General features: G+C 56.4%; 17 protein-coding genes. 12 read left to right on the forward strand and 5 right to left on the reverse strand.

Annotated features, from left to right (window positions below):
* Nucleotides 1-27 precede the first annotated feature (27 nt).
* The 3 genes from grxD to purL all read right to left on the reverse strand — a co-directional run bounded on the left by grxD (nt 28) and on the right by purL (nt 2,865).
* A complete protein-coding gene (gene grxD, locus OE750_RS04060) occupies nt 28-390 on the reverse strand; it encodes a Grx4 family monothiol glutaredoxin (protein ID WP_263761667.1) in 363 nt (120 codons plus the stop codon).
* A gap of 11 nt (nt 391-401) precedes the next feature.
* Complete coding sequence (locus tag OE750_RS04065) at nt 402-638, reverse strand: BolA/IbaG family iron-sulfur metabolism protein (RefSeq protein ID WP_263761669.1); 237 nt, start codon at nt 636-638, stop codon at nt 402-404.
* Nucleotides 639-699: 61 nt separating this feature from the next.
* Nucleotides 700-2,865, reverse strand: coding sequence for a phosphoribosylformylglycinamidine synthase subunit PurL (gene purL, locus OE750_RS04070; protein WP_263761671.1), 2,166 nt, complete (start codon nt 2,863-2,865; stop codon nt 700-702).
* 192 nt (nt 2,866-3,057) lie between these two features.
* Between purL and OE750_RS04075 the strand changes: the two genes are divergently transcribed.
* Nucleotides 3,058-4,074: a pyridoxal-phosphate dependent enzyme gene (locus OE750_RS04075; protein ID WP_412176199.1), complete on the forward strand. Its 1,017-nt coding sequence runs from the start codon at nt 3,058-3,060 to the stop codon at nt 4,072-4,074.
* Entirely contained in the window at nt 4,071-5,204 is a 1,134-nt protein-coding gene (locus tag OE750_RS04080; RefSeq protein ID WP_263761673.1) for a M24 family metallopeptidase, read from the forward strand. The genes OE750_RS04075 and OE750_RS04080 overlap by 4 nt, the downstream gene beginning before the upstream one ends.
* Nucleotides 5,205-5,379: 175 nt before the next feature.
* Here the strand turns inward: OE750_RS04080 and OE750_RS04085 are convergent, their stop codons facing one another.
* Complete coding sequence (locus OE750_RS04085; RefSeq protein WP_263761675.1) at nt 5,380-6,285, reverse strand: LysR family transcriptional regulator; 906 nt, start codon at nt 6,283-6,285, stop codon at nt 5,380-5,382.
* A 179-nt stretch (nt 6,286-6,464) separates the two neighbouring features.
* Between OE750_RS04085 and OE750_RS04090 the strand changes: the two genes are divergently transcribed.
* The 10 genes from OE750_RS04090 to OE750_RS04135 all read left to right on the forward strand — a co-directional run bounded on the left by OE750_RS04090 (nt 6,465) and on the right by OE750_RS04135 (nt 17,809).
* A complete protein-coding gene (locus OE750_RS04090) occupies nt 6,465-9,884 on the forward strand; it encodes an indolepyruvate ferredoxin oxidoreductase family protein (RefSeq protein WP_263761677.1) in 3,420 nt (1,139 codons plus the stop codon).
* A gap of 91 nt (nt 9,885-9,975) precedes the next feature.
* The gene (locus tag OE750_RS04095) at nt 9,976-10,854 is read left to right on the forward strand and encodes a lysophospholipid acyltransferase family protein (protein ID WP_263761679.1); all 879 of its coding nucleotides are present in this window, start codon (nt 9,976-9,978) and stop codon (nt 10,852-10,854) included.
* An 11-nt stretch (nt 10,855-10,865) separates the two neighbouring features.
* Nucleotides 10,866-11,678, forward strand: coding sequence for a glutamate racemase (locus OE750_RS04100; RefSeq protein ID WP_263761681.1), 813 nt, complete (start codon nt 10,866-10,868; stop codon nt 11,676-11,678).
* A 51-nt stretch (nt 11,679-11,729) separates the two neighbouring features.
* On the forward strand, nt 11,730-12,758 hold the full coding sequence (gene argC / locus OE750_RS04105; protein WP_263761683.1) for an N-acetyl-gamma-glutamyl-phosphate reductase: 1,029 nt from the start codon (nt 11,730-11,732) through the stop codon (nt 12,756-12,758).
* An 11-nt stretch (nt 12,759-12,769) separates the two neighbouring features.
* Nucleotides 12,770-13,216 (forward strand): cytochrome c maturation protein CcmE, encoded by a 447-nt coding sequence (gene ccmE, locus OE750_RS04110; RefSeq protein WP_263761686.1) that lies wholly within the window; start codon nt 12,770-12,772, stop codon nt 13,214-13,216.
* 57 nt (nt 13,217-13,273) lie between these two features.
* A complete protein-coding gene (locus OE750_RS04115) occupies nt 13,274-13,885 on the forward strand; it encodes a holin-associated N-acetylmuramidase (protein ID WP_263761688.1) in 612 nt (203 codons plus the stop codon).
* Entirely contained in the window at nt 13,876-14,469 is a 594-nt protein-coding gene (locus OE750_RS04120; RefSeq protein WP_263761690.1) for a holin family protein, read from the forward strand. Before OE750_RS04115 ends, OE750_RS04120 begins: the two co-directional genes overlap by 10 nt.
* A gap of 72 nt (nt 14,470-14,541) precedes the next feature.
* Nucleotides 14,542-16,509 carry a heme lyase CcmF/NrfE family subunit gene (locus tag OE750_RS04125; RefSeq protein WP_263761692.1) on the forward strand — a complete coding sequence of 656 codons (1,968 nt, stop codon included), beginning with the start codon at nt 14,542-14,544 and terminating at the stop codon, nt 16,507-16,509.
* Nucleotides 16,506-16,958 (forward strand): cytochrome c-type biogenesis protein CcmH, encoded by a 453-nt coding sequence (locus tag OE750_RS04130; RefSeq protein WP_263761694.1) that lies wholly within the window; start codon nt 16,506-16,508, stop codon nt 16,956-16,958. The genes OE750_RS04125 and OE750_RS04130 overlap by 4 nt, the downstream gene beginning before the upstream one ends.
* A 68-nt stretch (nt 16,959-17,026) precedes the next feature.
* On the forward strand, nt 17,027-17,809 hold the full coding sequence (locus tag OE750_RS04135) for an enoyl-CoA hydratase-related protein (protein WP_263761696.1): 783 nt from the start codon (nt 17,027-17,029) through the stop codon (nt 17,807-17,809).
* Here the strand turns inward: OE750_RS04135 and OE750_RS04140 are convergent.
* A complete protein-coding gene (locus tag OE750_RS04140) occupies nt 17,806-18,564 on the reverse strand; it encodes a calcium-binding protein (protein ID WP_263761698.1) in 759 nt (252 codons plus the stop codon). The genes OE750_RS04135 and OE750_RS04140 overlap by 4 nt on opposite strands.
* Nucleotides 18,565-18,594 lie beyond the last annotated feature (30 nt).

Genomic DNA, 18,594 nt, shown 5'->3' on the forward strand with positions numbered 1-18,594 from the left:
CGGGATATTTTTAGCAAGAAAAAAAAACTAGGCGTTTGCTTCGCGGATCTTTTCGGCGGCGTCTTTGTTGTAAGTGATGCCGTTTTCTTCAAAAAGCGTGTCGAGCTCGCCCGAGAGGGTCATCTCGGTGATGATGTCGCAACCGCCAACGAACTCGCCTTTGACATAGAGTTGCGGCACGGTTGGCCAGTCGGAATAATCCTTTACGCCTTGGCGGATGGCTTCATCGGCGAGCACGTTTACGTCTTGATAGTCGACGCCCATGAAGTTGAGCACGCCAGCCACGCGGGATGAAAAGCCGCATTGGGGCATTTCTTTTGTGCCTTTCATATAAAGCACGACATCGTTGGCTTTGACGGTTTCATCAATCTGGGTTTTTGCATCGGTCATGGTCATCTCGCTTATTCGGGGGCTTTTGTTGTGAGCGCGAGCGCGTGAAGCTCGCCGTTTGATCCGTCCATTTTGCCTTTGAGGGCCGCATAGACAGCGCGTTGTTGCTGAACACGGTTTTTACCGCGGAAGCTTTCATCGACAACCATGGCGGACATATGCACGCCATCATCGCCCGCCACCGCGATTTGGGCATCGGGGAAGGCGGCGCGCAGGATGGCTTCAAGTTCGTCTACATGGATTGCCATTTTTGTCTCCCGTTTTCACTTACCAAAGAAGTAAGCATGGTGTTTCTTTTACGCAAGCCGCTTAGGCGAAGGTTTCTTCGAAGGCGCCGCGGTAGAGCGTTTGCAACTCGCTGAGGGGGGCGGAACTTGAGCCGAAGCTGACATCGGTTCCGGTGAATTTTCCAACTGAAGAAATCGGCACACCTGCGCGGATGGCGGCGCCCATGAGGGCCTCGGCCTGATCGAAGTTACAGGCGACAAGGTAGCGGGCCTGATCCTCGCCGAAGAGCATTTGCGTGCTCTCAGCATCAATTTGAACGCCCACATCAGATGCTTCGGCCATTTCGAAAGCCGCCATTGCGAGGCCGCCATCGGAGAGGTCAAGGCAGGCTGTGATCCATTCGTGGTTCTCGCGGATGAAATCGCCGTTGCGCTTTTCGGCGGCAAGGTCAACGGCCGGCGCATCGCCTTCGACGCGGTTGAAGACTTCTGCGAGCAGGGCGGATTGGCCGAGGTGACCTTCTGTTTCGCCGATGAGCAAGGCCACGTGACCTTCACGTGCATGACCCAGGATAGCTTGGTCTTCATGGGCGATGAGGCCGACTGCGGCGATTGTGGGTGTGGGCAGGATGCCTGTGCCGTCTGTTTCATTGTAAAGGCTGACGTTGCCGGAAACGATGGGCATATCAAGCGCTGCCACGGCCTCGCCGATGCCTTTGATCGCGCCGACAAACTGGCCCATGATCTCGGGTTTTTCGGGGTTGCCGAAGTTGAGATTGTCGGTGCTGGCGAGCGGCTTTGCGCCTGCGGCCGTGAGGTTGCGATAGGCTTCGGCGACAGCTTGTTTGCCGCCTTCAACGGGGTTGGCCATGACGTAACGGGGCGTTACATCGGAGGTGAAGGCAAGGAGCTTGTCTGTGCCGTGCACGCGCACAACGCCCGCGCCGAAGCCCGGTGTGCGCACGGTATCGGCCATGACCATCGTGTCGTATTGCTCGTAGATCCATTGCTTGCCTGCGTAGTTGGGTGAGGCGAGAAGGGCTTTGAGGCCGTCGATTGCATCAACCTGTGGCACATCTTCGTTGGCGAGCGGCTCGGCGGCAGGTGTTTCGATCCACGGGCGGTCGTATTCTGGCGCGGACCCCGAGAGGGTGGCCAGCGGCAGATCGGCTTTGAGGGTGTTGCCGTGCATGATGATGAACCGGTCTTCGGCGATGGTTTCGCCGACGATGGCGAAGTCGAGATCCCATTTTTCGAACACGGCGCGGGCCTCGGCCTCAAGCTCGGGGTTGAGCACCATGAGCATGCGTTCCTGAGACTCGGAGAGCATCATTTCGTAGGCGGTCATGTTGGCTTCGCGCTGTGGCACGTCGTCAAGCTGGAGACGCACGCCGAGGCCGCCTTTATCACCCATTTCAACGGCGGAGCAGGTAAGGCCTGCGGCGCCCATATCCTGGATGGAGATCACGGCACCCGTTGCCATGAGCTCAAGCGTGGCTTCCATCAGGCGTTTTTCTGTAAAGGGGTCGCCAACCTGGACGGTGGGGCGCTTTTCCTCGATGCTGTCGTCAAACTCGGCTGAGGCCATTGTGGCGCCACCGACACCGTCGCGGCCCGTTTTTGCACCAAGGTAAACCACGGGCATGCCGACGCCCGATGCTGCCGAGTAGAAGATTTTGTCAGCGTCGGCCAAACCGGCTGCGAAGGCGTTCACAAGGCAGTTGCCGTTGTAGGCCGGATCGAAGCGGACTTCCCCGCCGACTGTGGGCACGCCGAAGCAGTTTCCATAGCCGCCGATGCCTTCAACCACGCCATGCACGAGCTGGCGGGTCTTGGGGTGATCTTTCTCGCCGAAGCTGAGCGAGTTCATTGCGGCAATGGGGCGTGCGCCCATGGTGAAAACATCCCGCAGAATGCCGCCCACGCCTGTCGCGGCGCCTTGGTAGGGCTCGATATAGCTGGGGTGGTTGTGGCTTTCCATTTTGAAGATGATCGCCTGCCCATCGCCGATATCGACGACACCTGCGTTTTCGCCCGGGCCGCAGATCACTTGGGGGCCTGTCGTGGGCAGCGTGCGGAGCCATTTTTTGGACGATTTGTAAGAACAGTGTTCGTTCCACATGGCCGAAAAGATGCCAAGTTCGGTGAAGCTTGGCTCGCGTCCGATGATTTCGAGAATGCGCTCGTATTCGTCGGGCGAGAGGCCGTGTGCTTTGATGAGATCGGGGGTGATGGCAGGCTCGGTCATTGGCGGCAATCCTAGCAGGGCAGATGTATCGGTCTTTGGGCATGTCATAGGACAAGCGGGGCCGATGTAAAAGATGAAAGCTGCGTTTTTCTTGGGCTTTGGCAGCGGCTCTGCGCCGCAGTGAAGATGGCAGAGCGACTTGACGCGCTGGTCAATATGGCTTTCTGATACGGCTTGAAAACTCGAGGGTGAATTTTGTTTGAAAATCCTTTTCTAAAGACGGGTCTTGCTGACGATAGCCTGAAAGGCATTCCTGCACCGAGCGTTGATGCTGACGCACCGCGAAACTTGCTTAAACGATGCCCCGAAGCGGGGGAAACACCGCTTGTTGCACTTGGCGCATTTGCGGGGGCGGGTGAGGTTTTTGTGAAAGACGAACGCGCGCGCATGGGGCTTGGTAGCTTCAAGGCGCTTGGCGCGGCTTATGTGATTGCTTGTGAGGCCGGGCGCGGGCGAGCGGCGGGGAAAACATTTGTTTGTGCAAGTGCGGGCAACCACGGGCTGTCTGTTGCCGCGGGAGCATCGGCCTTTAAGGCGAAGGCGGTGATTTATCTCAGTCGCGCTGTGCCCGAGGCTTTTGCTGCGCGGTTGCGAGGATGGGGTGCCGAGGTGCGCCGTGTGGACGGGAGCTATGAAGACAGTATGGCCGCGGCGGCAGAAGCGGCGGCCAAGGAGGGCTTCAAGCTGTTGTCGGACAGTTCCTGGCAGGGATACACGGCATATCCGCATCGCCTGATGGAAGGCTACCTTGTGATGGCGGCAGAAGCTGTTGAGCAAATGCCCGAGCCGCCCACGCATATATTTTTGCAAGCAGGTGTTGGCGGGCTGGCGGCAGCATGTGCCGCATATTTCCGCAAGGTTTGGGGCGATGGGCCACGGATTGTTGTGGTGGAACCCGAGGCGGCACCTGCACTGATCGAGAGCGTGAAGGCAGGCAGATTTGTGAGCACGAGCGGGCCGGAGTCCTGTATGGGGCGGCTTGACTGCAAAGACGCCTCCCTGATTGCGTTGAAAGGGCTTGCGCGAGATGCGAGTGCTTTCATGACGATTTCCGAGGCAGAGGCCTTGTCCGTTTTGAAGCCGTTGGAGAACCTAGACCTTAAGACAACGCCTTCGGGCGGAGCAGCCCTTGCGGGGCTCTTGAGCCTGCCACAACTGGGGCAGGAGGCACGGGTATTGTGTATTGTGAGTGAAGGGCCAGAAGCATGAAGCGCGGATTTGAAACGGCGGAATACAAAGCGCGGGTGAAGGCGGCACAACTGGCCATGCAGCATCATGATCTGGCGGCCATCCTACTGACGACCGAGCCTGAAGTGAGGTATTTCACCGGGTTTCACACGCGGTTTTGGGAAAGTCCGAGCAGGCCATGGTTTGTTATTCTGCCCCAGAGCGGCGCGCCTGTGGCCGTGATCCCCTCGATCGGAGAGGCATTGATGCGGCGCGGGTGGATTGAGGATATCCGCACATGGAGCGCACCTGACCCGATAGATGACGGGGTCTCTCTGTTGATTGAGGCGCTGCGCGAAGTGGCTGAAGAGGGCCGTATTGGTGTGCCATCCGGAATGGAGAGTCATTTGCGTATGCCTTTGGCCGATTTCGGACGGTTGCAGGCGGCGGGGCTGGTTTTTGGCGATGATGCGGGGATCATTGCGCAGTTGCGCGCGGTGAAGACCGAAGCCGAGATTGAAAAAATCGGTCGTGCCTGCGCTATTGCAGGGCGCGCTTTTGACCGTGTCGGCGAGGTCGCGCGTCAGGGAGCGAGGCTCGATACGGTCTCTCGCGGCTTTCAGCGGCTATTGCTGGAGGAGGGAGCGGACTGGGTGCCCTATTTGGCGGGCGGGGCCGGGCCAAAGGGCTATGCGGATGTGATCTCGCCCGCCGGTTCGCAACCTTTGGCGTTGGGCGATGTTCTGATGCTTGATACGGGCGCTGTGTGGGACGGGTATTTTTGCGACTTTGATCGAAATTTCTCGATCGGGGTTCCTGCGCGGCAGATGGCGCAGCCATGGTCACAGCTTCTTGAAGCGGCCTTGGCAGGCTTTGAAGCGGCCCGCCCCGGTGCCGAGGCGGCCGATGTCTGGCGGGCTATGGCCTCGGTTGTGGGAGGCGGAGAGACGGCTGGGCGGCTGGGCCACGGGCTTGGCATGCAGTTGACCGAGGGGCTCTCGTTGACCGCGCGTGACCATACGGTGCTTGAGGCAGGCATGGTGATTACGCTGGAGCCAGGAATTGAGACCGCCGATGGCATGATGCTTGTGCATGAGGAAAATATTGTGATCCGGGATGGCGGTGCGCAGATTCTTTCACCTTGGGCCAGCGGGCCGATGCCTGTTTTGTGAGCGCAAAAAAAAAGGCCGAGCACGAAGCTCGGCCGAAGTCCAACAGGGAGGTATGAAAGCGATAAAGTATCGCTGTCATGAGTGGATTTAGGTGTGAGGTGCTGTGTGATCAAGTGAAATAATGCCGCAAGTGCAGCATGTCCGTTATGCCGCTGGCGCATAGCTGGGCAGAGGGTTAGTCAAGCGTCTGATTTTTAACCTGTTTACGATATGCAGTGATTTCTGCCTGAACAAAATCGCGGAAAGCAGCTATGCGTTTTGAGTGCCTGAGCTCTTCGGGATAGGCGAGAAAAACCGGAATATCGCCACTGTCGGCCTCTTCGAGAAGGGGAACAAGATTCGGAAAGTCATTGGCAACATAATCGGGCAGCACGCCTATGCCGAGATTGTTGAGCACCGCCTGAAGCACGCCGAAGTAATTGTTCACTGTCAGGAGCGAGTCGATTTCGTAACTCATGATCATGTTGACCATGCTTGCCGCTGCGCCAACTTGAGTGGAGCGCACATTCTGGCAGATGATCCGGTGCTTTGAGAGGTCTTCCATAGTTTCAGGTGTGCCTCGTTGGGCGAGATACTCTTTCGTGGCAAACAACCGCATATTCACACTCATCAGACGTTTGCGGATCAGATCGGCCTGACTTGGTTCTTTCATACGGATTGCGACATCGGCTTCGCGCATCGGCAAATCGAGAAGGCGTTCTTCCAGCATCAGGTCAATCTTGAGATCGGGGTATTTTTCGTAGAGCCGCGCGAGGCGGGGGGCGAGCCAGAGTGTGCCAAAGCCGACTGTCGTTGTGACACGCAGCTCGCCAAAGACTTCTTCTTCGCTGTCTCTTATGCGCGCGGTTGCAGCATCAAGCCGTTTGATCATCGCGCGGGTGGCATCAAACAGCAATTCGCCTTGCTCGGTGAGAATCAGCCCGCGTGCGTGGCGGTGAAAAAGCGTGGTGTTGAGTGATTCTTCCAGCCCACGCATCTGGCGCGACACAGCGGATTGCGACAGATTGAGCGCCTCACCTGCATGTGTCAGGCTGCCAGCGTCTGCCACCGCGTGAAATATTCTGAGTTTATCCCAATCCATAGCAACAACTTTCTGCTCAATTTATTATAGCGCAAGTAATAATCCTGTTTGTAGCCACGTAGCGTAACGAAACAACAACCGAAACAAATTTTTCTGTTTATAGGTCAATCTTTATGACCTAACATAAGGCAAGAGAATTGCCTATATTGGCAGTAACATCAAGTGACGGGAGGCGCGCGATGAGCAAGCAGAAGGTTTCACTGAACGACAGGTTTGATTTGAGAAAGTCGCCTGTATTGCTGAACGGCACGCAGGCGCTTGTCCGCTTGATGCTGACCCAGAAAGAGCGTGACCGCGAGGCAGGCCTGAACACGGCTGGCTATGTGACGGGCTATCGCGGCTCACCCCTCGGGGCCGTGGATTTGCAGATGAGCAAGGCCGAGAAAATTCTCACCGAGAATGACATTAAGTTTCAGGCGGGCCTGAACGAAGACCTCGCCGCCACAGCCCTTTGGGGAAGCCAGCAGGCAGAACTGCGCGGCGAAGGCAAATATGACGGTGTCTTTGGCCTCTGGTATGGCAAGGGGCCGGGCGTTGACCGCACGGGCGATGTGTTTCGTCATGCGAACATGGCCGGCACAAGTGCCAAGGGGGGTGTGCTTGTGGCGATGGGTGACGACCACACAGGAGAAAGCTCGACTGTGCTGCACCAAAGCGAATGGGCGCTTATTGATGCTTATATGCCTATCGTTTCGCCTGCCGGTGTGCAGGAAATTATTGATTATGGGGTCTATGGCTGGGCCTTGAGCCGCTTTGCGGGTGTCTGGGTTGGCCTCAAGACGATGAAAGATACGATCGAGGCCACCTCGGTGGTTGATGGTGATCCGAACCGCGTGAACCTTGTATTGCCGGAGTTCGATATGCCCGATGGCGGGCTCAACATCCGGCTTGTGGATACACCACACGACCAGGAAGCACGGATGATCGACTACAAGCGCTTTGCGGCAGAGGCTTTCAGCCACGCGAACAAGATGGACAAGCGCATGTGGGGCAAGCCCGGTGCCAAGATCGGCTTTGTTGCTGCGGGCAAGAACTGGCTTGATTTGTGCCACGCGCTTTCGCTTTTGGGAATTGACGAGGCCGAGGCCGAGCGCTTGGGCATCACAACCTATAAGGTCGGGCAGACTTTCCCACTGGATATGCGCGGCTTCAATGACTGGGCCAAGGGCCTCGATCTGATTGTTGTTATTGAAGAAAAACGCAAGCTGATTGAAGTGCAGATCAAGGAGGCGATCTTTGACAAGCGCAAAGGCCGCCGTGTGTATGGCTGGTACAAAGGCGGCGCGGGCGGGATGCACCGTGACGAGCTTTTCCCGACACGCGGTGCGCTTGACCCGATCTGGATTGCCGAAAAGCTGGGGGAAATTCTGGTTGAGGAAGGTCGCGGAACCGACGGTGTCAAAGCCGGGCTTGCCAAGATTGCCGAGTCGCGCCGTGCGGACAACGCCGAGGACATTGCTGCGCGGTTGCCATACTTCTGCGCGGGGTGTCCGCATAACACCTCGACAAAGCTGCCGGATGGTGCACGCGGAATGGCGGGTATCGGCTGTCACTACATGGTGCAGTGGATGGACCGTAACACCATCGGCACGACCCATATGGGCGGTGAAGGGGCGAACTGGATCGGCGAAGCGCCGTTTTCGACCCGCACACATGTGTTCCAGAACCTCGGGGACGGGACATACAACCACTCCGGGGTGCAAGCCATTCGTGCGGCGCTGGCTGCGGGCACGACCATCACCTACAAGGTGCTATATAACGATGCCGTTGCCATGACAGGCGGGCAGCCGAATGAAGGCGAACTTGACGCACCAAGGATCGTGGCCGAACTGCGGGCGATGGGCGTGAAAGACCTGGCTGTTGTTTATGACGACAAAGAAGATGTGGACATGAACCTGTTCCCGCAAGGTCTTGAAATCACTGGGCGTGAAAACCTTATGAGTGTGCAGGAGCGGATGGAGAACACCAAGGGTGTGTCCGCGATTGTCTATATCCAGACCTGTGCCGCCGAGAAGCGCCGCCGCCGCAAGCGCGGGCTGTTTCCCGACCCTGACAAGCGGGTGTTTATCAACACCGATGTTTGCGAAGGCTGCGGAGATTGCGGTGTGCAATCCAACTGTGTGGCCATTGTGCCTGTAGAAACAGAGCTTGGCCGAAAGCGGGCGATTGACCAATCGGCCTGCAACAAGGACTTCAGCTGCCTGAACGGTTTTTGCCCCAGCTTTGTGACGCTGGAAGGCGCAACGCCCAAAAAGTCCGCCACGGCCACGCTTGAGCTGCCGGACATGCCGATGCCGGACCTGCCCGAGATTGACGGCACTCATAATGTGGTGATCACGGGTGTTGGCGGCACAGGTGTTGTGACCATCGGTGCGGTGCTTGCTCAAGCGGCGCAGATTGATGGCAAGGGCGCAGGTATGATGGAAATGGCAGGGCTCGCCCAGAAGGGCGGCGCTGTGCATATTCACTGCCGTATCGCCGAAGAACCAGGCGATATAAATGCGATACGCGTTGCGACGGGTGAGGCGCATGTGCTCATCGGCGGGGATATGGTTGTGAGTGCCGGCGCCAAGACCCTCGGCCTGACACGCACGGGGCAGACAGGGGCTGTGGTGAATTCGCACGAGACGATCACCGGTGATTTTACCCGTGACACCGAGTTCAAGCTGCCGTTTGACAGGCTGGAGTTGCAGCTTGAAGCACGCATGAAAGAGCGGCTCAGCCTGTTTGATGCATCAGATTTGGCCAAGGCTCTGCTGGGCGATAGTATTTTCTCCAACATGATGGTTTTCGGTGGGGCATGGCAGCGCGGGTTTGTGCCTGTGAGCTATGAGGCGATTATGGAGGCGATTGCGCTCAATGGTGCAGCCGTGGAGCGCAACCAGCGGGCCTTTGAAATTGGTCGTTGGGCTGTGCTGTATCCTGAGGAAGTCGGGCGGTATCTGACATCAACTGTGCAAGATAAGCCATTGTCTGTGCAAGAGCAAATCGAGTTCAGAGCAGCGAAACTGGTTGATTATCAGAATGAAGCTCTGGCCGATAAATACCGCAGCTTGGTGGCGCGGTTTGAAGACCCTCGCCTGAAGGAAGCTGTGGCCAAAGGCTATCACAAGTTACTGTCTTATAAAGATGAATACGAGGTGGCGCGGCTTTTGTTGAGCACGCAGGAGAAGGCGGAAGCCGAGTTCGACGGTGATTTCAGGATGAGCTATCACATGGCCCCACCCTTGCTTTCGAAAACGGGGCATAACGGGCGCCCGCAAAAGCGCCAGTTTGGCCCGGGAATGAAGCGCTGGCTCAGGCTGCTTGCGAAGATGAAGACCTTGCGCGGCACGATGTTTGATATTTTCGGCCGCACGGAAGAACGCAAGATGGAGCGGGCTTTGATTGCACAGTATGAGGCCGATATGGAGACGGTTTTGAAGAACCTGTCACCTGATACGCTTGAGATTGCCGTGGCGCTGGCCGAGCTTCCACTCGCTATTCGGGGGTTTGGCCCCGTGAAAATCGAGAACGAGGCAAAAGCTGCGAAGGAACGCGAGGCGCTTCTGGCGCAGTTGCGCTCTGGCGGTAGCCCGCAGTTGCAAGCGGCAGAATGATCGTCGCCGTCATGGTCGTGTCATAAAAACTAGCCAGAATATGCGTGGCGCGATATGACGCCGCGAAACGCGTATTCTGGTGACCCGAGCGATGAACAAACGCCCCAATGCTGCCCGTGATATTTCATATGCCTATTCCGCTTCAACGAGGAGTGGACGTGCGCTGATCCGCATGATGGAAAACAGCACCGGAAGGATCGGGCTGATCAAACGAGCCAAAGGCTACGAGCTTGATGTGGCCAACGGGCAGGACTTTTGGGATGTGATCGTGGCGCGCTACGGGCTTTCGCTCAATATTGTGGGTGGTGCGCTTGAGAATATTCCGCGTGAGGGGCCGCTTATTCTGGTTGCGAACCACCCCTACGGGATTCTGGACGGATTGATGATGGGCCACATGCTGCGCCATGCGCGCGGCGACTTTCGCATTTTGGCGAATTCTGTGTTCAACCGTTCTGAAGATATCAACCGTGTTATTTTGCCTATTTCTTTTGAGGAAAGCAAAGAGGCCATACTCCAGAACCTTGAAACACGGCGAGAGGCGTTGCGGTATCTGGAAGAAGGCGGAGCCATCGGCATATTCCCGGGCGGCACGGTAAGCACGGCTGCAAAGCCCTTTACCAAGCCGCTTGATCCGAGCTGGCGCAACTTTACCGCGCGGATGGTGGCAAAATCGGGTGCGACTGTTGTGCCTGTATTTTTTGACGGAACGACAAGCCGGCTGTTTCAAATTGCCAGTCACATGCACCAGACTTTGCGCATGGGGCTTTTGCTTAAAGAGTTCAAGAACCGTGTGGACAGCCCTGTCGATGTGGTGATCGGAGAGCCGATTGCGCCACAAGAGTTGAAGGCACGGGCAGGGGACAGCAAAGCAATGATGGATTTCCTGCGGCAATCAACGTATGAACTTTCTCCAAGGCCACTTGCAACTCGCGAGTATGGCCATGAATTTGAAGAGAAACATCGCGCTTGAGGCCGTAGCACATGGCAGTTGGTATTTTTGATTCTGGGCTTGGTGGGCTCACTGTTTGGCAGGCTGTGCGTGAACGGATGCCTGATTTGCCGATCCATTATCTCGCAGACAGCGCACATGCGCCTTATGGTGTACGCAATGCCGATGACATTCACGCGCTGACGAAGGCTGCGGTTGAACGGCTCTGGGAGTCGGGGTGTGATTTGGTTGTTCTGGCCTGCAATACGGCCAGCGCGGCAGCGCTGCGGCGGATGCAAGAAGCGGGTGTGCCCGAGGGCAAGCGCGTTCTGGGTGTGTTTGTGCCGCTCATCGAAGCGCTGACCGAGCGGGATTGGGGCGATAATTCGCCGCCCCGTGAGGTTGGTGTGAAAAACGTGGCGCTGTTTGCAACACCAGCGACCGTTTCAAGCCGTGCGTTCCAGCGTGAGCTGGCTTTCCGTGCGATCGGGGTTGATGTTGAGGCACAGGCCTGTGGCGGAGTTGTTGATGCAATCGAAGAGGGCGATATGATTTTGGCGGAAGCGCTGGTGCGCAGCCATGTTGATGCGCTCAAGCGCAAGATGCCCAAGCCTCAGGCTGCAATTTTGGGCTGCACGCATTATCCTTTGATGCAGGATGTTTTTCAGGATGCGCTTGGTGCGGATGTGACCGTGTTTAGCCAGCCTGCGTTGGTCGCGGAAAGCCTTGCCGACTATCTCGAGCGCCGCCCGGAAATGCGCGGGGCCGGAGAAACGAACATGTTTCTCACCACGGGTGACGCCAAGCGTGTGTCTGACCGCGCGACACAGTTCTTGCGACGACAGATCACATTTGAAGCCGCGTAAGCTTCGTTTAGACTCTGTTACAACTATCAAGATATGAAAGTGAGGTCTGTTATGGCCCATAAAATCGCAATTCTCGGAGCATCCGGATACACTGGCGCCGAACTTATCCGCCTTCTGGCGACACATCCTGCCTATGAAATCGCTGCCCTTGGCGCGTTTTCAAAAGCGGGGCAGGATATGGCGGACGTGTTTCCGCATTTGCGCCACTTAAGCTTGCCGCAGCTTGTGAGCTTTGATGAAATCGACTTTGAGGCGATTGACCTTTGTTTTTGTGCCTTGCCGCATAAGACAAGTCAGGAGGTGATCAGCGGGTTGCCCAAGCATCTGAAGATTGTTGATCTTTCGGCTGATTTTCGTCTGCGTGATCCCGAGGCTTACCAGCAGTGGTATGGTAACCCGCACAGCGCTTTGGAGATGCAGGGCGAGGCGGTTTACGGGCTGACCGAGTTTTACCGTGACGAGATTGCCAAAGCGCGGCTTGTGGCGGGCACGGGCTGCAACGCGGCGACAGGGCAGTTTGCATTGCGTCCGCTCGTTTCGGCGGGGGTGATTGATCTCGACGAGATTATCATGGACCTCAAATGCGGCGTGTCGGGCGCGGGGCGGAGCCTGAAGGAAAACTTGCTTCATGCAGAGTTGAGCGAAGGCGCCAATGCCTATGCTGTGGGTGGGACACATCGTCACTTGGGCGAATTTGACCAAGAGTTTTCAAAGCTTGCGGGCCGCGATGTGCGCGTTCAGTTTACACCGCATCTTATACCCGCCAACCGCGGAATTTTGGCGACGGTTTATGTCAAAGGCGATGCGGATGAAATATATAGCACCTTATCAAAAGCTTATGTGGATGAGCCGTTCCTTCAGGTGCTTCCGTTTGGCCAAACGCCGAGCACTCACCATGTGCGCGGCAGCAACTTTTGCCACATTGGAGTGACGGGTGACCGCATTGAGGGGCGAGCGATCGTGATTGCTGCGCTTGATAACCTGACAAAAGGTAGCAGCGGTCAGGCCTTGCAGAATGCGAACTTAATGCTAGGTGAAGAGGAGACATCGGGGCTTATGGGCGTTCCGGTCTTTCCGTAAAGGAGACGGTTATGAAGGGTCTTAAGAAAAAACGGCGGATTCAGGTTGTGGCTCTGGCGGCTGTTGCGCTTGTACTGGCGACCGGCCTCATCGGATACGCTATGAAAGACGGGATCAACTATTTCCGCGCACCGAGCGAGATTGCCGAGAAACCACCTGCTCCAACAGAGACTTTCCGTCTTGGTGGCTTGGTTGAAGAGGGCAGCCTGATGCGGGGGCAGGGCGAGGCGATAACCTTTAATGTGACCGATGGTGGCGCTACAGTTAAGGTGAGCTATACAGGGATTTTGCCCGATCTGTTTGAAGAAAACCAAGGCATGATCGGCACAGGCAAGCTTATGGACGGAGTTTTTGTCGCCTCGGAAATTCTGGCCAAGCATGACGAGACATATATGCCCCGCGAGGTTGTGGACGCTCTGAAAGAACAGGGCGTTTACCAAGACCCGAACGGTAGCTAAGCCAGCCGTTAACCAGTTTTGAGCAAGCTCTTCACATGACCTGTGGAGAGCTTTTTCATGAGAACTGTGCAAGCTATTGCGGAAGAAATTGTTGCCCGTGAGGGCGGCTTTGTGAATGACCCTGATGATCCGGGTGGTGCGACCAATTTTGGTGTGACCATTCACACGATGCGTCGCCTCGGGCTTGATCTGGACCGTGATGGCGATGTGGACCTGACCGATGTTATGGCTTTGAGCCGTGCCCAAGCTGTAGAAATTTTTGTGCGCCACTACTTCTTCAAACCACAGATCGACAAGCTGCCGTTGGCAATACAGCCGAGTGTTTTTGACATGTATGTCAACGCCGGGAGCAACGCTGTGAAAATATTGCAGCGGCTTTTGGGGCAAATGGGCTATCCGCTTGAGGGCGATGGCGTGATTGGGCCTGCAACTGTTGCCGCGTCACAGGCGGCGGCCGGGGCCGCGCCGCATCATCTTGCGGATGCCTACGGAATTGCGCGGCGCAATTATTATTTCCGGATCGCCGACCGCCGTGCGGCGAGCCGAAAATATGCCCGCACGCGGGGCGGCCAGAAGGGGGGCTGGATCCGGCGGGCCGAAGAGTTCATCAACCCGCGCTTTCACTTGAGCGATGCCGATTTTCAAAAGAGGACAAGCGCATGGGGCTGATCGAGAGACTGATGACAATGTTGTTTGGCGGTGGCCGCAATGTGGTGGCCGAGACTGCAGGTATCTTTGTTGAAAACATCGAGGCGCAGGCGGGGCGGGATGCGGCCATGCGGGCAGCGGCGCTGAACCAGTTTGGAAACGAATTCAACATGATGTCCACCTCGCGCTTTGACAGGTTTATTGACGGGCTAAACCGCTTGCCACGCCCTCTTTTGGCATTTGGCACGATCGGGCTGTTTATGTCGGCGATGGTTGAACCCGTCTGGTTTGCTGCGCGTATGCAGGGCATTGCCCTGGTTCCGGAACCACTTTGGTGGCTATTGGGCGCGATCATTTCGTTTTACTTCGGCTCGCGACATCAGGCCAAGGGCCAGGCCTTTCAGCAGCATCTCCTGCTAGGGCTTTCAAATTTACCAAGCGTTACACGCAATATTGCCGCTTTGAAGGCCTTGGAGGAGGGCGCGCTCATTCCTGGCAAGGCCGATGCCGCGACAGATGTGGCGCTCGGTATGGCGACAGAGACCCCGACAGAAAACGCCGCGCTCAATGACTGGACCTCTAAAAGGGGATTTGAAGGGCGCTAAACCGCGACAATGTGATCACTTTTTACGTCCGAATTCCATTGGCGTTGACCACATAAATGTCTAGAAAGCGGTATGGTAGCAGAACTCGGACATTTCACCCTGATCCTCGGATTTGTAGTCGCAATTTTTGTGGCGGTCATACCGCTTGTGGGGGCTTACAAGCGTTGGCCTGGCTGGATGCGGTTTTCGGAGCCGGGTTCGAACGCCCTCTTTTTGCTGACGGCGACATCGTTCGGCGCGTTGACCTATGCTTTCGTTGTGTCGGATTTCTCCGTCAAGCTTGTCTGGATGAACAGCCATACAGCGAAGCCTATGCTTTACAAAATCACCGGTGTTTGGGGCAACCATGAGGGCTCGATGCTGCTCTGGGTGCTGATCCTCACGCTTTTCGGCGCGATGGCTGCGTGGTTTGGAAACGGGCTGCCGCCAACTCTGAAGGCACGTATTCTGGCTGTTCAGGCCTCGATCACAGCTGCCTTTATGGCGTTTGTCTTGTTTACATCGAACCCGTTTTTGCGGCTCGATCCTGCGCCATTGAACGGAAAAGACCTGAACCCGCTCTTGCAAGACCCTGGTCTCGCATTTCATCCGCCGTTTCTATACCTTGGTTATGTAGGCCTCTCTATGGCGTTCAGCTTTGCTGTTGCGGCACTGATCGAGGGCCGCGTTGATGCTGCTTGGGGACGGTGGGTGCGCCCATGGACGCTTGCAGCATGGATTTTTCTCACAATTGGAATCGGTTTGGGCTCTTGGTGGGCTTATTACGAGCTTGGCTGGGGCGGTTTCTGGTTTTGGGATCCGGTTGAAAACGCAAGCTTCATGCCGTGGCTTCTCGCTGTTGCACTTCTTCATTCGGCGATCGTTGTGGAAAAACGCGAAAGCCTGAAAAGCTGGACCATTCTGCTTGCGATCATCGCCTTCAGCTTCTCGCTTTTGGGGGCCTTTATCACGCGCTCGGGCATTATCACCTCTGTGCATGCCTTCGCCACCGACCCCGAGCGAGGCGTGTTTCTCTTGCTTATCATGGGGGTCTTCACGGGCGGAGCGCTTGTGCTTTACGCCGCCCGCGCGGGTGTGATGGAAGCCAAGGGTGTTTTCGGAGTGGTCAGCCGCGAATCTGCGCTTGTTATGAACAACATCTTACTCGCGGTTTCGGCTTTCGTTGTCTTTATCGGGACACTCTGGCCGCTCTTTAGCGAGATGTTTTTTGAGCGGAAGCTCTCGGTTGGTGCGCCTTGGTTTAACGCATCCTTTACGCCGCTGATGGTGTTGTTGGGACTCATCCTGCCACTTGGGGCTATGTTGCCTTGGAAGCGGGGCAAAATCGGGCGTGTTGCAGCGCAGCTTCGGATTGCATTTGTGTTTGCCGTTGCGGTTGGCGCGCTGTTTTGGGCTATACAGACTGGCCGCTCTGCCCTTGGCCCTGTCGGGCTTTTCCTTGGCGCATGGTTGATTGGCGGAGCCGTAACGGACCTTCTCAGCCGCGGTCGTGGGGGAGAGAAACTCTCTCGCCTGCTTCGCCTGCCACGGGCCGATTGGGGCAAGGCTGTCGCGCATGCAGGGCTTGGAGTAACCATGGCAGGTATTGCCGGTCTGCTCGCTTGGGAGCAGGAAGATATCCGGGTTTTGAAGAATGGTGAGAGCTTGGAACTTGCGGGTTACACAGTGCTTTTGAACGGGGTGGAGCAGATTGAGGGGCCAAATTACCTTTCAACGATGGGCGATGTAACCTTGTCGAAAAACGGTCGTGTCGTGTCGACCCTGCACCCTGAAAAACGGGTGTATCCAGTGGCGGCTATGCCAACAACCGAAGCGGCGATTGATATTGGCTTCTTCCGTGATGTTTATGTTGTTGTCGGCGATGCGCAAGAAGGCGGCGGCTGGGCGTTTAGAACTTACTACAAACCTTTGGCGAACTGGATCTGGGGTGGCGCTATCCTTATGGCTCTCGGTGGCGCGCTCAGCCTGTCTGACCGACGGTATCGGGTCGCTGCAGGTGCGCGCCGAGCCACACCTGTCAGGGGAGTTCCTGCGGAATGAGATGGTTCCTTCTGGCATTGGCGCTTTGGGCGGCACCTGCATTGGCAGTGCAGCCGAACGAGGTGCTGAGTGACCCTGTTCTCGAAGAACGCGCACGTGCGCTCAGTCAAGAGTTGCGCTGCCTGGTATGCCGCAACGAGAATATTGATGACAGCAACGCGGAACTGGCGCGCGATCTTCGGCTTTTGGTGCGTGAACGGCTTGTGGAAGGCGACAGTGATGAAGAGGTGCTGTCTTTCATTGTGAGCCGCTATGGTGAATATGTGCTGCTCAACCCGACCAAAGGGGGGAGTAATATGATCTTGTATTATGCTGGCCCTGCAATGTTGCTTTTTGCCTTGCTCATTGGCGGGTTTTATTTGCGCACGCGGGCGCGCTCGACCCCTGAGGGAAGCAACACGCTTAATGAAGAAGAGGCTGAGCGCCTTAAACGTATCATGCGGGATTGACGCTCCGTTTAACTTTTCATTTGGGATGATCTCGGGTTAACTCGGTTTTAAGTAACGCGAGAGATTTCATGAACTTTGAGACCATTACCTATGAGTTGAACACGGATGGGTACGCCGTGATCAGCCTGAATCGCCCTGATAAAATGAATGCGATGACGCCGCAGATGCGTGCCGAAATTCCGGCGGCTTTGCGGGAAGCATTAGCGAACGGCGCACGTGCTATTGTGCTGACCGGAACCGGCAAGGCTTTCTGCTCGGGGCAGGACTTGGGCGATGGCGGCAATGCGGCGCATATCGATTTGGAGCGGATCTTGCGGGATGAGTATAATCCGATGGTGAAAACCATTGTGGATGCGCCTGTGCCGGTGATTGCTGCCGTGAACGGTGCAGCCGCAGGAGCGGGGGCAAATCTTGCGCTGTGTGCGGATGTGGTGATTGCTGCAAAAAGCGCATATTTCATGGAAGCGTTTTCACGCATCGGGCTTATTCCGGATGCGGGCGGAACCTACTTTTTGCCGCGGCTTATCGGCCCTGCCAAAGCTATGGGCGCGGCGCTTTTTGCCGAGAAAATCAGCGCCGAAGAGGCGGACCGCATGGGGCTGATTTGGGAGCATGTTGAAGACGCGGATTTTGAAGCGCACTGGCGCGCCCGTGCGGCTCATTTGGCTCAGGGGCCGACAGAAGCTTACCACCGCACCAAGCAAGCGTTGCATGCCAGTCTGAACAATACACTGGAAGACCAACTCAACCTTGAAGCCCGAGAGCAGGGCCGAGCAGGCAAAAGCCGGGACTTTAAGGAAGGTGTGCTTGCCTTCCTGGAAAAACGCAGACCACAGTTTGAAGGGCGCTAGGCAGTATAGGCTGCAAGGCGAATGTTACTAAGAGAGACTTGTCCGTTGGTGGTGTGAAGCTTTGCCATCAGAAAGCCGTCGGCGCGCAACTCTGCAACGGTTTTGGCTTCATTGTAGCTTAGCTCCACATCCGGTGCATCCTTGTCCTGTAGATAAGCGACGACGAGAACATCCTCATCGCTGTCAAAATCAAGCACCTCTGCGGCAAGTCCTTTGGTGATCCAGTCGCCAATGACAATTTCGTCAGAACCTTCGCCACTTGTCAGACTGTCAGCTTCACCGAGAATAATCGTGTCATCGCCAGCGCCTGTGTCGATGGTGTCGCCCTCGTCATCCGTATTGGAATAATCATAATGGAAGTGAATGTCCTGAAAGTTCTGTGCTGCTTCTGCACTGCTTTCAAGCGCGTTCATATCAACGATATTGGCGGCTTCGACGAAATCCGAACCATCGCCTGCGAGCATGTAGTCGGCGCCTGCACCTCCTACCAAAACATCCTGACCTGTGCCCCCGTGAAGCTCGTCCTTGCCATCCGCGCCAATCAGCCAGTCATTTCCGCTACCACCTATCAGTGTATCGTCTCCGTCTTGCCCGATCATCAATGCGTTGCCGTCCCGGGCGGTGAAAGCATCATCTTCAGGTGTGCCTGAATAGCGGTCAGAGTTGTCAGGCTCTTCTTCTAGCGAGGCCAAATCAAGGCTGAAAGTGCTGGCAAGAGCGAGGCCGAGAAGCATTGTTGTGGCGAGTATGATCACAGGGGTATCCTTTCTGAATGATACCTCACG

It is taken from the genome of Lentibacter sp. XHP0401 (assembly GCF_025751535.1).
Lineage (GTDB): Bacteria > Pseudomonadota > Alphaproteobacteria > Rhodobacterales > Rhodobacteraceae > Lentibacter.